Below are 14,054 nucleotides of genomic sequence, written 5' to 3'. Positions count from 1 at the left end.
GGCGGGGGTGGTCTCGCTGCGCATGACGTCAGGCGGCCGGCTCGATGACCTCGAGGCCACCCAGGTAGGGGCGCAGCCCCTCGGGGACGACGACGGTCCCATCCGCACGCTGCTGGTTCTCCAGGATGGCGACCATCCAGCGGGTGGTGGCCAGGGTGCCGTTGAGCGTGGCCACGGGTGCGGTCTTGCCGTCGCGGCGCTCGCGGATGGACAGCCGACGCGCCTGGAAGGTGGTGCAGTTGGACGTGGAGGTGACCTCCATCCAACGGTTCTGGGTGGGCAGCCAGGCCTCGCAGTCGAACTTGCGGGCGGCGGAGGAGCCCAGGTCGCCGGCGGCGGTGTCGATCACCCGGTAGGGCAGGCCCACCAGCGAGAGCATCTCCTCCTCCATGGCCAGCAGCCGCTGGTGCTCCTCGGCGGCGTCCTCGGGGCGGCAGTAGGAGAACATCTCCGCCTTGTTGAACTGGTGCACGCGGATGATGCCGCGGGTGTCCTTGCCGGCGGCGCCGGCCTCACGCCGGTAGCAGGTGGACCAGCCCATGTACCGCTTGGGCCCGGCGGACAGGTCCAGGATCTCGTCGGTGTGATAGCCGGCCAGCGCCACCTCGGAGGTGCCGGTCAGGTACAGGTCGTCGGCGGGCAGGTAGTAGATCTCGTCGCTGTGGGCGCCGAGGAAGCCGGTACCGCCCATCACCTGTGGGGTGACCAGGGTGGGGGTGGTCATGGGGATGAAGCCGTGCTCCACGGCCTTGTCCAGGGCGGCGGTCAGCAGCGCCAGCTCCAGGCGCATGCCCCAGCCCTTGAGATAGTAGAAGCGGGCGCCGGAGACCTTCGCGCCGCGGCGCGTGTCGATGATGTCCAGGCCCTCGCCGAGCGCCAGGTGGTCGGCCGGCTCGAAGCCCTCGGCGGCGAAGTCGCGCGGGGCGGGGCCCTCGTGGCGCAGCACCACGTAGTCCTCCTCGCCGCCGGCGGGAGCGCCCTCGATGAGGTTCTGGAACTGGGAGGCGAGCTCGTCCAGTTCGGCGGCTGCGGCGTTGGCGGACGCCTCGGCCTGCCGGACCTGCTCGGCCAGTTCCTTGGCGCCGCGCAGGGCGACCTCGCGCTCCTCGGGGGTGGAGGCCTTGCCGACCGACCGGGAGACCGTCTTCTGCTCGGCCCGCAGGGACTCGAAGCCGGCCAGGCTGGTGCGGCGGGCCTCATCGGCCTCGATGATGCGGTCGACCAGGGAGACGTCGGCTCCGCGGGCACGCTGGCTGGCACGGAAGGGCTCGGGGTTCTCACGAAGCGCACGCAGATCGATCATGGGTGCGAGTGTAGCCAGACGTGGGCCTGCCGCCAGTCAGCGCCGTATGGGCGCCCCAGGCGCGAGCTCCAACTGCAAACGGCATGAGATCCATCCGCGCGTGATCTAGAGTCAATACCAATAAACCACCCCCCACGACTATCCCCGGCCCGCCCGGCCGGATCTCCGCCTACATTCGGGACCCATCATGTCCAGCACTTCTCCCCCCTCCTTCTCCCAGTTGCGGGCCTTCGTCGCGCTATGCGACCACCAGCACTTCGGTGAAGCGGCATCGGCGCTGGGCGTGAGCCAGCCCAGCCTGTCGCAGGCGATCACCGCCCTGGAGAAACGCGTCGACGGCGAACTCGTCGAGCGCACCACGCGCCGAGTGATGGTCACCCCGCTCGGTCAGGCGCTGCTGCCATATGCGCGCGAGGCCGTACTCGCCGCCGAGGCATTCAACGAAGCCGTCACCAACCAGGGGGCTGCGCTGGCCGGCACTCTGCGCCTGGGCGTCATCCCCACCATCGCCCCCTACCTGGTGCCACTGGTGCTGGATGGCCTCGGCCGCGAGCTGCCGCTGCTTCGCCCCGAACTGCGGGAGATGGTCACCGGCGACCTGCTCGACATGCTCGGACAGGGACGCCTCGATGCCGCGATCATGACCATCGACGTCGACCTGCGCCGCGCCACCGCGATCCCCATGTACGACGAACCGCTGGCCATCCTGGTGCCCGCCGGCCATCCCTGGGCGGGGCGCAACGACGTCGTCCCCACCGAGCTCGACGAACAGCGGCTCCTCCTGCTCGACGAGGACAACTGCCTGCGCGATCAGACCTTGGCCCTGTGTCAGCGCTACGGCGCCAACCCGCCGGCCGCCGTGGCCACCACCCTGTCCACGGTGGTGCGGATGGTGGCACACGGCGTCGGCGTGACGGTGATCCCCGAGGGGGCGCTGCGACTGCTATCCGGCGAGGAGTACGCCGTTGCTCACTTCGCCGCCCCGGTGCCGACCCGCCGCATCGGCCTGGTGCACCGCCGCTCCTCCTCGCGCGGCGCCGATTTCGCCCGCCTCGCCGGGGTCATCACCGGCCTTGCCCGCCAGGCCGGGCTGCCCGGCGCCGACGACGTGCCCGCCTGACGCCCCATCAATTCGCGGTCTCGGCACAAGTGATGCGCCGAGACCGGTCGATACGGCGGCAACGAGCCTCATCCGTGCCGGGATACGAGTGCGGCCCGTGCTGCGAACCGTGGCCGCCCCGCCCGAACCGGGGCGGCGGAGTCGCCGGGCCGGTAGCCTTGCCTTATGACCGCCGGCACCGTCCCGGCGCCGGTTGCCGCCGTCGTCATCAATCCCGCCAAGCCCGCCGCCACGTCGGAAGTGCGGCGGGTGCTCGGCGGGGCGCTGCATACGGCCGGCTACCGCACCGTCTGGTTGGAGACCTCCGCCCGGGAGACCGGCGCTATTCAGGCTCGTCTCGCGGTCGCCTCCGGGGCCCGGCTAGTGGTCGCTGCGGGTGGGGACGGCACGGTGCGCACCGTGGCGGCGGGCCTGGCCGGGACCGGCGTCGACATGGGGATCATGCCGCTGGGAACCGCCAACCTGGCCGCTCGAAACCTCGGCCTACCGCTGCGGCGCTACACGGAACTGGCACGCATCGCGGCAAGCGGTCGCGCGGCACCGACCGACCTGTTGTGGGTACGCACCGAGGCCGGTGGCCATGCCGCCGGCATCGCTGAGCCGCCGCAGGGTTGGGCGCGGCCGACCTTGGGCGGCGAGCACGCGTGCCTGGTGGTGGCCGGCATTGGTTTCGACGCCGGCCTGGTGGCCTCCACACGCCCCGCCCTGAAGGAGCGCCTGAGCTGGGGTGCATACGGATTGGCGGCACTGGAGAACCTGGGGCAGCGCCGTTTGAATCTGGTGCTGAGGATTGCGAGCGGCCCCGCGAGCGCCGCCGCACCGGAGGCACATGCGGCGGCACCGGCGTCGCCGCAGGTTCCGCGCACCGAACGGATGCTGGCACGCACCCTGCTGATCGCCAACGGTGGGCGGCTGCCCGCGGGGGTCACGCTGCTGCCGGACGCCCGCCTGGATGACGGCCTGCTCGACGTCGCCGCCATCGACACGCTGTACGGTCTGTGGGGCTGGGCGTCGTTGGCGCGGCAGGTGCTGCCGCCGCGGCCGGCGTCCTACTCCACCGGTGGTGCCGCCCAAGTGCTGCTGCGGCGTGGGCGTGAGGCGACGGTGTGGCTGGAGCAGCCCGTCGCCGTCGAGGTCGACGGCGACCTGGTGGCCCCCACGCGCGGCATCCGCGTACGCGTGCAGCCCGGGGCCTTACGGGTGCGGCGCCCCGCATAGCCCAGGGTGCGGCGCCCCGCATAGCCCAGGGTGCAGCGCCCCGCATAGCCCAGGGTGCGGCGCGCCCTCAGAGGGTGCGGCCGTCGAGCACGTCGGCGACCCAGGAACGGGCCACCACGAAGTCCTTGTCGCTCGTGCCGGCGGGGACCACCACGGGCAGCGAGTCCAGGCGCGGGTAGGAACCGAGGAAGCGCAGGAACGGGCAGGTGCGGTGCAGACCGATGAAGGCCGCCTGCACGCGCTCCTCCCGGATGTGTCCCTCAACGTCGATGGAGAAGCGGTAGCGGCCCAGGGAGTCGCCGACGGGCCGGGACTCAATGCGCGTGAGGTTCACACCGCGGACACTGAACTGTTCGAGCATGTCCAACAGGGCGCCGGCACGGTTGTGTGGCAGCTGCACCAGCAGGGTGGTCTTGTCGGCGCCGGTGGGTTCGCCGACGCGCCCGGGACGACACACCTTGACGAAGCGGGTGACCGCGTCGGGGTTGTCGGCCACGCCCCCGGCGATGATGCTCAGGTGGTACTGCTCCGCGGCGAGGGGGTTGCACAGCACTGCCTGGTAGTCCAGGGCGGCGGCCGCGGCGTCGTCGGCCTCCGCCAGGGCGCGAGCGGGCGCGGAGGTCGAACTGCCCTCGATGTAGACGGCCTCGGGTAGGTGCTGGTGGACCCAGCCGCGGCACTGTGCCCAGGCGTGCGGATGGGTGGAGATGGCGCGCACGTCCTCCAGGCGGGTGCCCCGGCGACCGGCCAGCACGAAGGTGATGGGCACGGCCATTTCGGCGGCGATCACCAGGGGCGCGCCGGCCACGAGGTTGTCGAGCGTGGCATTCACGCCGCCTTCGACCGAGTTCTCGATGGGGACGACGGCGGCGACGGCGCTGCGGTCGCGCACGCGGTCAAGCGCGGTGGGGACGTCCTGGCAGGGGTCGAGGACGACGTCGCGGGGGGCCACCTGCCGCAGGGCGGACTCGCAGAAGGTGCCTCCGGGGCCGAGGAAGGACCAGGTGGGGGCTGGGGTCGTCATGGGGCCAGGCTATCCCGCGATTCGCCGCCGACGCGCGCGAATGCCCCACGTAGGCTGGGCGGCATGATCGAGCCCCAGCGCATCCGGCGGCGGCCGCGGCGTGCGGTCGCCGTCCGGGCGGTGCTGGCGCTACTGGTAGGGGTGGTGCTGGGCGCGGTGGGGCCGGTCTCGGCGGCGGCCGCTGCGGAGTCGACGACGGCGCCCGCCTCTCCCGCTGCGCGGGCAGTCTCGGCTGCAGTTTCGACTAGCCCTAACGAGTCCGCGCCGCTGGTCGTGCTGGGGGTAAGCGGACTGTCATGGACCGCGGTGCGGGAGCTCGCCGCCTCCGACGACCCGCTGGTCGCCGCGGACGCCGCCGCGGTCCTGGACTATGCGGCGGCGAATGAGCCGGTCAACCTGGTCCAGCGCACGGTCGGGGAGGCCAGCTGCCCGGCCGACGGCTGGTTGACGCTGGGGGCGGGCACGCGCGCCCGCGCCGACGCCTCCCACCTGCATGCCACGACGACGTGTTCCGGTGGCACTTGGACGAGTGCCGCCCGGTTGGCGCAGGCCGACGGCTACGGGGCCGAGCCGGGCACGCTGGCGACGGCGCTCGAGGCGGCCGGGATGAGCTACGCCGCCGCCGGGGATGGCGCCGTACTGGCACTGACCAATGCGGCCGGGCCGCCTGACTCCGCCGATCCGGCCGCACTGTTGGCGGGTAGCGGAACCGGGGCCGCCGGCGACCGTGCAGCCGACGACGGCGCCGCACCGGGCCTGATCCTGATAGACCTCATGGGGACACCGGACTCGGGGGACACCGGGCCGGCGTCGGCGCCGACCGAGCCGTCACGGGCGGCGCAGGCGGTCCAGGCCCTCGCGCAGGCGCTTGGCGAGTTGACCGGGCCGGCGCGCGTCGTCGTCATGTCCGTGGCCGACCCGCAGGACCCCTCCCCGCAGCTGGCGATCCTGCCAGCCGGAACCACATCCACGCGTGGCAGCGACGGCGGGCTGCTGGTCGGTCCGAGCACGCACCGGCGCGGCCTGATTCAGTTGACCGACCTGGCGCCCACGCTGCTGGCGGCGCTCGCAGGCCGGGACGCCGTCGCCGCTTCCGGGCTGAGCGGCGGGGTGCTGACGCTGCCGACCGCGCCGACCGCCGGCGCCGCAGACCCCTCCGCGGGCGCCGCCGACCCCGACTCCCCCGCGGGCGCCGACCGCACAGCCGCCCTGGCCGACGACGCCGTCCACGCCGTCGCCTCCGAGCGCGCGGTGATCCCGGTGACGCTGGTGCTGCTGGCGGCCGCGTTGGTGTTGCTGGTCGCCGTCGGCCTTGGGTTGCGCCGCCCGCGGCGCGGGGCACTGGGGCGGCTTGGCTGGGCGGCCTGCTGGGTGACCGCCCTGCCGGCCGGAATCTGGCTGGCCAACCTGGTGCCCTGGTGGCGCGCGAATACCTGGGCGCCGGCGCTGGCGGCCCTCGTGGGCGCGCTCGGGGCAGGACTGCTCACCGGCTTGGCGGCGCTGTTGGCACGAATGCCGCGCCTGGGCGCCCCGGGCGCGGCGCTGGCGCTGGCCGCCACCGCGCCGGTGGTGATCTTGGCCGATGCCGCAGTGGGCGCACCGCTGGGGTTCAACGGGCCGCTGGGGATGAACGCGGTGGTGGCCGGGCGCTTCTACGGGGTGTCGAATACGGCCTTCGCGCTGGCGGCGGGGGCGCTGGTGGTGGCACTGGCCGTCGGCGCCGACCGGTTCGCCGCCACCCGTGGGCATCGGCGTGCGGCCGTCGTGGCGGCGGTGGCGGTGCCCGGGCTGCTTGCGCTCGCGGTCGATGGGGCCCCGCAACTGGGGGCCGACGTCGGCGGCGCGCTCACACTGATTCCGGCGCTGGTGGCGTTGGGCGCGGGTCTGGCCGGCGTGCGGCTGGGGCTGCGGCGCTGGCTGGGGGTCGGCGCGGTGACCGTGGGCGTGGTCGGTGGGTTCGCGCTGGTGGACTACGCCAGCGGCTCACGCACACACCTGGGCGGCTTCGTGGCCCAGGTGCTCGACGGCACCGCCGGCACCACGCTGGTGCGCAAGGCCGGCGCGCTGGTGAGCCCGTTCCGGTCCAGTCCGCTGGCGCTGGCGGCGCTGGCGGTGGGATTGGTGCTGGCCGTGGCGGTCGCCCGCTGGCTGCCGCGGACGGTGCGCCGGGCCCGGGCGGGGCGGGGCCCCTACGCCTGGTTGGCGACGACGCCCGCACCGGCTTGGCTGTCCCCGGCGCTGCGCGCACTGGCGGTGCTGGTGGTGGTGGAGGTGCTCGTCAACGACTCCGGCCCCACCATGTTGCTCTTCTCGGCGGCCGCCGCCCTGCCGGCACTCGCGGCGCTGCTGCTCTCGGGCCCGGGTCAGGCCTCGCCGACGGGGGCCGCGTCAGCCAGGGCACGGTAGGCGCGGAAGGGCAGCTGGTCGTGGACAGCGGCGGCGTCGAGCTTGTCGGCGGGCACGCGCACGCGCCGCAGACGACGGGAGGTCACCGCCCGCATCACGTCCTTGTACTGGGCGGCCCGATGCAGGCGCCCGGCACGGTCGTTGCGGGAGACGCGGTGGGTGATGTCGCAGGGCACCTCGATCACGGTCATGCCGGCGACCAGCACATCGATGCTCAGTCCGACTTCGACGCCCCAGCCTTCGGCCAGCGGCGAGGCCGCCTCGTAGGCATCGCGGGTGATGCAGCGTTGCCCGGACAGCGGGGCGACGGGGGCCCAGCCGGTCGCGGAGGCGATCGCGGCGCGGGCGGCGCGCACCACCCTGCCGCGACCACCGGCCCCGGCCTGCTTGGGCGGGACGGCAATGGACATGTCCGCCACGCCGTCGACGATCGGGGGAACCAGTTCGGCGCAGGCGGCGGCGGAGTCGCCCAGGTCCGCGTCGATGAACATCAGCAGTCGGGCCGGACCGTCCTCGTAGTCGCGCATGGCGACGACGCTCGCACCGGTTTCCATGGCGGAGGCCTTGCCGCGGGAGACGGCGTGGCGGACCGTTACTGCGCCAGCGGCGCGCGCGTGCTCCTGGGTGCCGTCGGTGGAGCCGTCGTCGACGACGATTACCAGGTCGACCCGCGGGATGGCCCGGCAGGCGCGCACCGTGCCCGCGATGCGTTCAGCCTCGTCCTTGGCCGGGATGACCACGGCAACGCGTTGGTCAGGGAGCTGGTCGGGGTGCGACTCAGAGGGCGGCATCGGGCTCACAGCCCCAGGGTAGTCATATCGGCGGCAGGTCGTTCCCGAAGACACCACCCTCGGGTCACAGTCCCATTTCTCCGCGTCGGCATGTGAGCGGTACCCATCCAGGCAGACGGAGCCCCGACAACCGCCATATAGGTCAAACGTCCGCCATGGGACAACGGTCCCGATCTCGACCATGTAACCGCGACAGAAAAGTCTTGCTTTCGCCGTTGCGGCAATTTTGTGCCGTCCATCACACTCCGGCGCGTCGGAAGGTGGCATGGTGCAGTCATCGGGACACGTCAAAGGCGACGGGTCCCCATCGCCGGTCTCCCCGCGTCCGCCCCGCCCGGCGGCCACGGGGCCACCGTCGGCCCCGACACCTCGGCGGCACCCCCCGACACCAAAGCGCCGCCCGCGGATCCGCAGCTTGAACTCGCATCCACGGGGGCCGGGTGCACGCGCCGCTACCCGCCGCCCCGCAGCAGGCGGAGACGAACAGGCATGATGGGACTCATGAGCGTCTTCCTCAACGTGGCCGTCGGCTGGGCCCTGGCCACCGCCGCCGTCGCGGCCGCGGTGCTGGCCGCACGCTGGCGCCGGGAACTGACGCTTGCCCGCCGGGACAATGCCCGCCTGCGGGAGGAGGCCCAGCGGCGCAGCACCCCGCGCGACGTCCTCGCCCACGAGATTCGCACGCCCCTGGCATTGATCAGCGCCTCCGCGGAGCTGCTGGACGAGGAGACCCCCGGAGACCTCAACCAGGTGCAGCGGCGCTTCGTGACCACCATCCTCGACAATGCCCGCGACGCCTCCCAGATGGCCGAGGACTTCCTGACCGAGGCGCGCCTGGACCACGAGGTCCGCGACCTGCGTCGGGAGCGCGTCGAGCTGCGCGCCCTCGTGCGCGACCTCATCCAGGAGATGCGCCGCTCCGCGCACACCCCGATCCGCCTGGAGGACCACGGACGCCCGGTCCGCGTGGAGGCCGATCGCGGACTGCTGCGCCAAGCGGTCGCCAACGCGGTGACCAACGCACTGCGGCACTGCGACGGCCGGCCGGTGACGGTACGCATCAGCGCCGACACCGACGACGCCCTCATCACGGTCATGGACGACGGCACCGGCATGAACCGGCAGGAGCGGCGGCGCGCCTTCACCCCCTATGCGACCTCCAACCCCCTGACGGCGCCGTCGAGCCGCGGCGCGGGCCTGGGCATGATGGTGACGCAGCGGATCATGGAGGCGCACGGCGGCCGCGTGCTCATCGATACGATCGCCGCGCGGGGCACGACCGTCTACCTGACGCTGCCGCTGCACCCCGACACCGTCTCCGGCTCACCTCTGCCGGACGCGGCACCCACGAACGGAGCACCAGCGTGACGTCGAGCAACCCCGTCCCCGGACTGCCTGCCCCGAAGCTGGTGGCGCTCGTCGTCGACGACGAGCCACAGATGCTCTACGTGGTCACCTTCGCGCTGGAGACGCAAGGTTTCGAGTGCCTGACGGCGCCGGACGCCGAGAGTGCCTGGGAGCTGGCCTCCACCCGCGACATCGACCTGGTGGTCCTGGACGTGATGCTTCCGGGCGGTTCCGGCGTCGACCTGTGCCGCCGCCTGCGCGGCACCGGCAGCCAGGTCCCGATCATCCTGCTGACGGCCATGCGCGACGAGCCGGATCGGATCGCCGGACTGGAGGCGGGCGCAGACGACTACGTCACCAAGCCCTTCTCGCCCCGCGAGCTGGCGCTGCGGGCCCGGGCGGTCACGCGCCGCTCCGGTTCGGGTCCGGATGCGATCACCAACGGCCCCCTGCGCGTATCGACGGCGACCGGTCGGGTCTCCTGGGGCGGACGCAACATTCCCCTGCCGGACACGGAGGCCCGCCTACTGGCCACCATGGCGCGGCGGCGCGACGCCGTCGTCACCTGGCAGGAACTGCTCAACGAGGTGTGGGGCACCAGCGACGACTCCGGGGGCCGGGAGATGGTGCGCACCACCGTGTACCGACTGCGCCGGCACCTTCAGGCGCATGACGTGCCCGCCGACGTCGTCGTGGCGGTGCGCGGGCGCGGCTACCGCATGCCGCCCCTGGGGCAGGACTGAGCAGGGCAAGGCAGAACCGCACAGGGCAGGGCGGAAGGGAGGCGCGAGTGCTGACGGCACCCCGCCCCTCACCGAGGTCGGTTGAAGTTACGTGCTGAGATCGGTCGGGGTGGTGGGTCGGTGTTGGATGCGTGGTGTTGGTTACGCCGGTTCATCGTTAACAACGCCACTTAACGGTTTGCTGGAGACCTTGGACGTATGGACAGGCAAACCGGGCTCTTCGTGTTTGTGGGTGTGGTGGTTCCGGGTTGGGGCTGCGAGGCGGTAGTCGTCCTCGGGTGTGAGAGGTCGTTTTCAGGTCGGCGAGGTCGTTCTCGGGCCGGCGAGGTCGTCTTGGCCGAACCCGGGTCGTTCTCGGGCTCGTGGCCGTTGGTGGCTGACGACTCGTTGGAATCACCTGGATCAAGCAGTTCCCGAATCACGATGGCGGCCGTTGACGGCGCCGGCCAGTGATTCCACTGATTCCAGCGCTCCTGTTGCCGTGCCCCGGGCGCCCGGGGTGCGAACATGGCCGCCGCGGGGGAGCGGGCTTTTCGCGTGTTCACTCGTGCGCCCCGCGGGACGCTGCGCGACGGTTCGTCATGAACGATGACGGTTCGGCAGTTAGCACCAACGATTCGGCATGAACCGCGACGGTACGTACCTCTAGGTGCCGAACCGTCGCAGGAAGTGCCGAACCGTCGACCCGAACACACGAACCGTCGTCGAAACGCACGAACCGTCGCCGCACCCGATCCACCGTGGCCCGCCGAGATCCACGGCGCTCTCTTCCACCCCCGCCCATCACGCCACGCACCGCACCCGATCTGCCGCGCACGCAACCAACAATCCAGACACACGCCAACCATCAACCCACCGCACCCCCAAAACGGAAGAACCCGTAACTTCAACCGATCTCGGTGGTTATTTCAACCGATCTTGGCGAGTCCGCGCGGTCCACAAAAATGACACCGCTGTCACAGTTCGCGATCGTCATTCCATCGCCGCCGTCGTTCGCGCCCGGCATCATGGTGGTGACTTGGCGCACAGCTGCGCCAACACTTCCCGAAAGGCATTCCCATGCGTACTTTCTCGCGATACGGCACCGCGCTGCTAGCAGCCGTCATGGCCGGCGGACTCGCCCTGTCCGGCTGTGCCGGCTCCACCGACTCCGATTCCTCCGCCGCCGGCTCCGACGAGGGCCCGATCACCGTCGCCTGCGGCGCGATGGAGGATCTGTGCCAGGCGTGGACCGACAAGTTCACCGAGCAGACCGGCATCAAGGCCACCTACGTGCGCCTGTCCTCGGGCGAGACCGTCGCCCGCCTGGCCTCTGCCAAGGACAACCCCGAGTTCGACGTCTGGCACGGCGGCCCCGTGGACGGCTACGGCGAGGCCGTCAACCAGGGCCTGATCGAGGCCTACACCTCCCCGAGGCCGCCAAGATTCCCGACGAGTACAAGGACCCCGACGGCAACTGGACCGGCGTCTACATCGGCGCGCTCGGCTTCTGCTCCAACCAGACCCAGCTGGACAAGCTGGGCGTGGACGTCCCCAACTCCTGGGACGACCTGCTCGACCCGGCCCTGAAGGGTCAGGTCTCCGTGGCCCACCCCTCCACCTCCGGGACGGCCTTCACCACCCTGTGGACCCAGGTCACGCGCCTGGGCGGCGAGGACGCCGGCATGGAGTACATGGCGCAGCTGCACAACAACGTGCTGCAGTACTCCAAGTCCGGCACCGCCCCCGGCCAGATCGCCGGGCGCGGTGAGGCCGCCGTCGGCCTGGTCTTCTCCCACGACTGCGTGAAGTACCAGGAGGAGGGCATGACGGACCTGGTCGTCTCCTTCCCCGAGGAGGGCACCGGCTACGAGGTCGGCGGCGTCGCCCTGGTGGCCGGGTCCAGCCACAAGGCGGCGGCCCAGGCCTACATCGACTTCGCCATCTCCGCCGAGGGGCAGAACGTCGGCCAGACCGTGGGCTCCTACCAGGTGCTGACCAACCCCGACGCCGACACCAGCGACAAGATGGCGAACCTGGACGACATCAACCTGATCGACTACGACTTCGCGGCGGCAGCCGCCGCGAAGCCCGACCTGACCGCCCGCTTCGACGAGGAGATCGCCGCCGAGCCCAAGGAGTAAGCCCGGCACCCGGTCGTCGGCCGGTGCGGACACCAGCGTGGTAGCCCGCACCGGCCACACCGCCCCATGCGTCCGCCTCAACCGGGACGGCCGCCATCGACCACTCCCCGCCAGACCCAGCCGAGGACCACCCATGACCTCAAGCGCGCCCCCTTTGACCGCCGCCTCCCTCACCCAGACACCTCCCGCCAAGAGCTCCGCCCGCGGCCGCACCCGGGTCAAGCAGGACCCGGTGACGACGACGATCCTCGTCGTCGTCCTCCTGGTCCTCGTTTTCCTGGTACTGCTGCCGCTGGGCCGCGTCCTGGGCGAGGCGCTGTCCGCGGACGGGCTGACCGTGCTCAGCAAGCTCGTCTCCTCCCGCACCAACCGGGCCACAGTCCTGAACACGCTCGTGCTGGGCACGGTGGTGGGGACCGTCGGCACCCTGGTGGGCTTCCTGCTGGCCTACGTGCAGGTGCGGGTGGCCTTCCGCGGCAAGCGCCTGTTCCACCTGATCTGCCTGCTGCCGGTGGTCTCCCCGCCCTTCGCGGTGGCGACGGCGTCGATCACCCTGTTCGGGCGCAACGGCATCATCTCCACCCAGTTGCTGGGGCAGGAGTGGAACATCTACGGCCTGCCGGGGCTGACCCTGGTGCTGTCGCTGTCATTCTTCCCGGTCGCCTACATGAACCTGGTGGGCATGCTGCGCAGCCTCGACCCGTCCATGGAGGAGGCGGCCGCATCCCTGGGCGCCTCCAAGTTCACGGTGTTCCGCACGGTGACGCTGCCGATGGTGGTGCCGGGCCTGGGCGCCTCCTTCCTGCTGCTGTTCACCGAGGCCATCGCCGACCTGGCGAACCCGCTGGTGATCGGCGGGGACTACACGGTGCTGGCCTCGCGCGCCTACATCGCCATCAACGGCGAGTACAACACCGCGGCGGGCGCCGCCTACTCCCTGGTGCTGCTGGTGCCCTCCCTGCTGGTGTTCCTGCTGCAGCGGTACTGGTCGGGCCGGTCCTCCACGGTGACGGTGACGGGCAAACCGACCGGCTCCTTCGAGCTGCTGCGCGCCAACGTGGCCCGCATCCCGCTGCTGGCCGTCTCCGTGGCGGTGCTGGCGCTGGTGGTGACGGTGTACGCGGCCGTGGTGGTGGGTGCCTTCGTGGAGATCCTCGGCGTGAACAACTCCTTTACGCTGCGGCACTTCGAGTACCTGTTGTCCGGCATCGGCAACGAGTCGATGATCGACACCACGATCCTGGCCCTGATCGCCACCCCGATCGCGGGCATTCTGGGCATGCTCGTGGCCTGGCTGGTGGTGGTGCGGATGCGCCGCGGCGCCGCCCTGATCGACTTCCTGGGCATGCTGGGATTGGCCGTGCCGGGCACGGTCATCGGTATCGGCTACCTGGTGACCTTCAACCGGCCGGTGGCCCTGTTCGGCGTCAACATCATCGCCCCGCTCGCCGGCGGCGGCGCCATCGCGGGCGGCGCCATGGCCATCGTCATGGTGTACGTGGCGCGCTCCATGCCCGCCGGGCAGCGCTCCGGCATCGCCTCCCTGCAGCAGATCGACAAGGCCATCGACGAGGCCTCGACCTCGCTGGGCGCCTCGGGCGCACAGACCTTCCTGCGGGTCACGCTGCCGCTGATCCGGCCGGCGTTCCTGACCGGTCTGGTCTACGCCTTCGCCCGCTCCATGACGACGCTGTCCCCAATCATCTTCATCACCACCCCGCACACCAAGATCATGACCTCGCAGATCCTGGCGGAGGTGGACGCGGGCCGCTTCGGCAACGCCTTCGCCTTCTGCACCATCCTGATCCTGATCGTCATGACCGTGATCGGCGGCCTGAACCTGCTCATACGCGGCACCGGCGCGGGACGCGAGCCGCGCTGAGCGGCCCCCGCCGGGCCGCGCGGCGTCGTCGGCCCCGAACTCACCCACCCAGCCACCCACGCCCCGGCCAGCGGGGCGAGAGCCAAGGAGGCTCCCA

Annotated in this window: 10 protein-coding genes; 7 read left to right on the top strand and 3 right to left on the bottom strand. The window is 71.6% G+C overall.

Annotated features, from left to right (window positions below; translation table 11 throughout):
• Positions 1–28 precede the first annotated feature (28 nt).
• Positions 29–1,303 (bottom strand): serine--tRNA ligase, encoded by a 1,275-nt coding sequence (gene serS / locus C3B71_RS01120; protein ID WP_108965523.1) that lies wholly within the window; start codon positions 1,301–1,303, stop codon positions 29–31.
• Positions 1,304–1,490: 187 nt separating this feature from the next.
• On the opposite strand from serS, the gene C3B71_RS01115 reads away from it, so the two are divergent.
• Both C3B71_RS01115 and C3B71_RS01110 read left to right on the top strand, forming a co-directional pair.
• Positions 1,491–2,423: a hydrogen peroxide-inducible genes activator gene (locus C3B71_RS01115; protein ID WP_108965521.1), complete on the top strand. Its 933-nt coding sequence runs from the start codon at positions 1,491–1,493 to the stop codon at positions 2,421–2,423.
• A gap of 165 nt (positions 2,424–2,588) precedes the next feature.
• Positions 2,589–3,641, top strand: coding sequence for a diacylglycerol/lipid kinase family protein (locus C3B71_RS01110; protein ID WP_108965519.1), 1,053 nt, complete (start codon positions 2,589–2,591; stop codon positions 3,639–3,641).
• A 67-nt stretch (positions 3,642–3,708) separates the two neighbouring features.
• Here C3B71_RS01110 and pheA read toward each other — a convergent pair whose 3' ends face one another.
• On the bottom strand, positions 3,709–4,665 hold the full coding sequence (gene pheA, locus C3B71_RS01105; protein WP_073329765.1) for a prephenate dehydratase: 957 nt from the start codon (positions 4,663–4,665) through the stop codon (positions 3,709–3,711).
• Between the two features lie 63 nt (positions 4,666–4,728).
• Between pheA and C3B71_RS01100 the strand changes: the two genes are divergently transcribed.
• The gene (locus C3B71_RS01100) at positions 4,729–7,071 is read left to right on the top strand and encodes a hypothetical protein (protein WP_108965517.1); all 2,343 of its coding nucleotides are present in this window, start codon (positions 4,729–4,731) and stop codon (positions 7,069–7,071) included.
• Here C3B71_RS01100 and C3B71_RS01095 read toward each other — a convergent pair.
• Entirely contained in the window at positions 7,029–7,862 is an 834-nt protein-coding gene (locus tag C3B71_RS01095; protein ID WP_073329758.1) for a glycosyltransferase family 2 protein, read from the bottom strand. The two genes, C3B71_RS01100 and C3B71_RS01095, sit on opposite strands and share 43 nt — an antisense overlap.
• 501 nt (positions 7,863–8,363) lie before the next feature.
• Between C3B71_RS01095 and C3B71_RS01090 the strand changes: the two genes are divergently transcribed.
• From C3B71_RS01090 to C3B71_RS01075, 4 genes are all read left to right on the top strand, one after another.
• Positions 8,364–9,230, top strand: a complete 867-nt coding sequence (locus C3B71_RS01090; RefSeq protein WP_073330450.1) for a sensor histidine kinase — start codon at positions 8,364–8,366, stop codon at positions 9,228–9,230.
• The gene (locus C3B71_RS01085; RefSeq protein WP_073329755.1) at positions 9,227–9,952 is read left to right on the top strand and encodes a response regulator transcription factor; all 726 of its coding nucleotides are present in this window, start codon (positions 9,227–9,229) and stop codon (positions 9,950–9,952) included. The genes C3B71_RS01090 and C3B71_RS01085 overlap by 4 nt, the downstream gene beginning before the upstream one ends.
• Positions 9,953–10,896: 944 nt before the next feature.
• Positions 10,897–12,075 (top strand): ABC transporter substrate-binding protein, encoded by a 1,179-nt coding sequence (locus C3B71_RS01080; protein ID WP_325048213.1) that lies wholly within the window; start codon positions 10,897–10,899, stop codon positions 12,073–12,075.
• A 133-nt stretch (positions 12,076–12,208) separates the two neighbouring features.
• A complete protein-coding gene (locus tag C3B71_RS01075; RefSeq protein WP_108965515.1) occupies positions 12,209–13,957 on the top strand; it encodes an ABC transporter permease in 1,749 nt (582 codons plus the stop codon).
• Positions 13,958–14,054 lie beyond the last annotated feature (97 nt).

Origin of the sequence: Actinomyces sp. Z16, assembly GCF_003111765.1 — a bacterium.
GTDB lineage: Bacteria > Actinomycetota > Actinomycetes > Actinomycetales > Actinomycetaceae > Actinomyces > Actinomyces glycerinitolerans.
Note: the sequence above shows the minus strand (reverse complement) of the source record. Positions and strands in the feature narration are given on the sequence as shown.

Excerpts from the sequence above, each read along its gene's own strand:
- C3B71_RS01115 (WP_108965521.1), top strand. The coding sequence starts at position 1,491 with ATGTCCAGCACTTCTCCCCCCTCCTTCTCCCAGTTGCGGGCCTTCGTC.
- C3B71_RS01080 (WP_325048213.1), top strand. The coding sequence starts at position 10,897 with ATGACACCGCTGTCACAGTTCGCGATCGTCATTCCATCGCCGCCGTCG.
- pheA (WP_073329765.1), bottom strand. The coding sequence starts at position 4,665 with ATGACGACCCCAGCCCCCACCTGGTCCTTCCTCGGCCCCGGAGGCACC.
- C3B71_RS01095 (WP_073329758.1), bottom strand. The coding sequence starts at position 7,862 with ATGCCGCCCTCTGAGTCGCACCCCGACCAGCTCCCTGACCAACGCGTT.
- C3B71_RS01110 (WP_108965519.1), top strand. The coding sequence starts at position 2,589 with ATGACCGCCGGCACCGTCCCGGCGCCGGTTGCCGCCGTCGTCATCAAT.
- C3B71_RS01090 (WP_073330450.1), top strand. The coding sequence starts at position 8,364 with ATGAGCGTCTTCCTCAACGTGGCCGTCGGCTGGGCCCTGGCCACCGCC.
- C3B71_RS01075 (WP_108965515.1), top strand. The coding sequence starts at position 12,209 with ATGACCTCAAGCGCGCCCCCTTTGACCGCCGCCTCCCTCACCCAGACA.
- C3B71_RS01100 (WP_108965517.1), top strand. The coding sequence starts at position 4,729 with ATGATCGAGCCCCAGCGCATCCGGCGGCGGCCGCGGCGTGCGGTCGCC.
- serS (WP_108965523.1), bottom strand. The coding sequence starts at position 1,303 with ATGATCGATCTGCGTGCGCTTCGTGAGAACCCCGAGCCCTTCCGTGCC.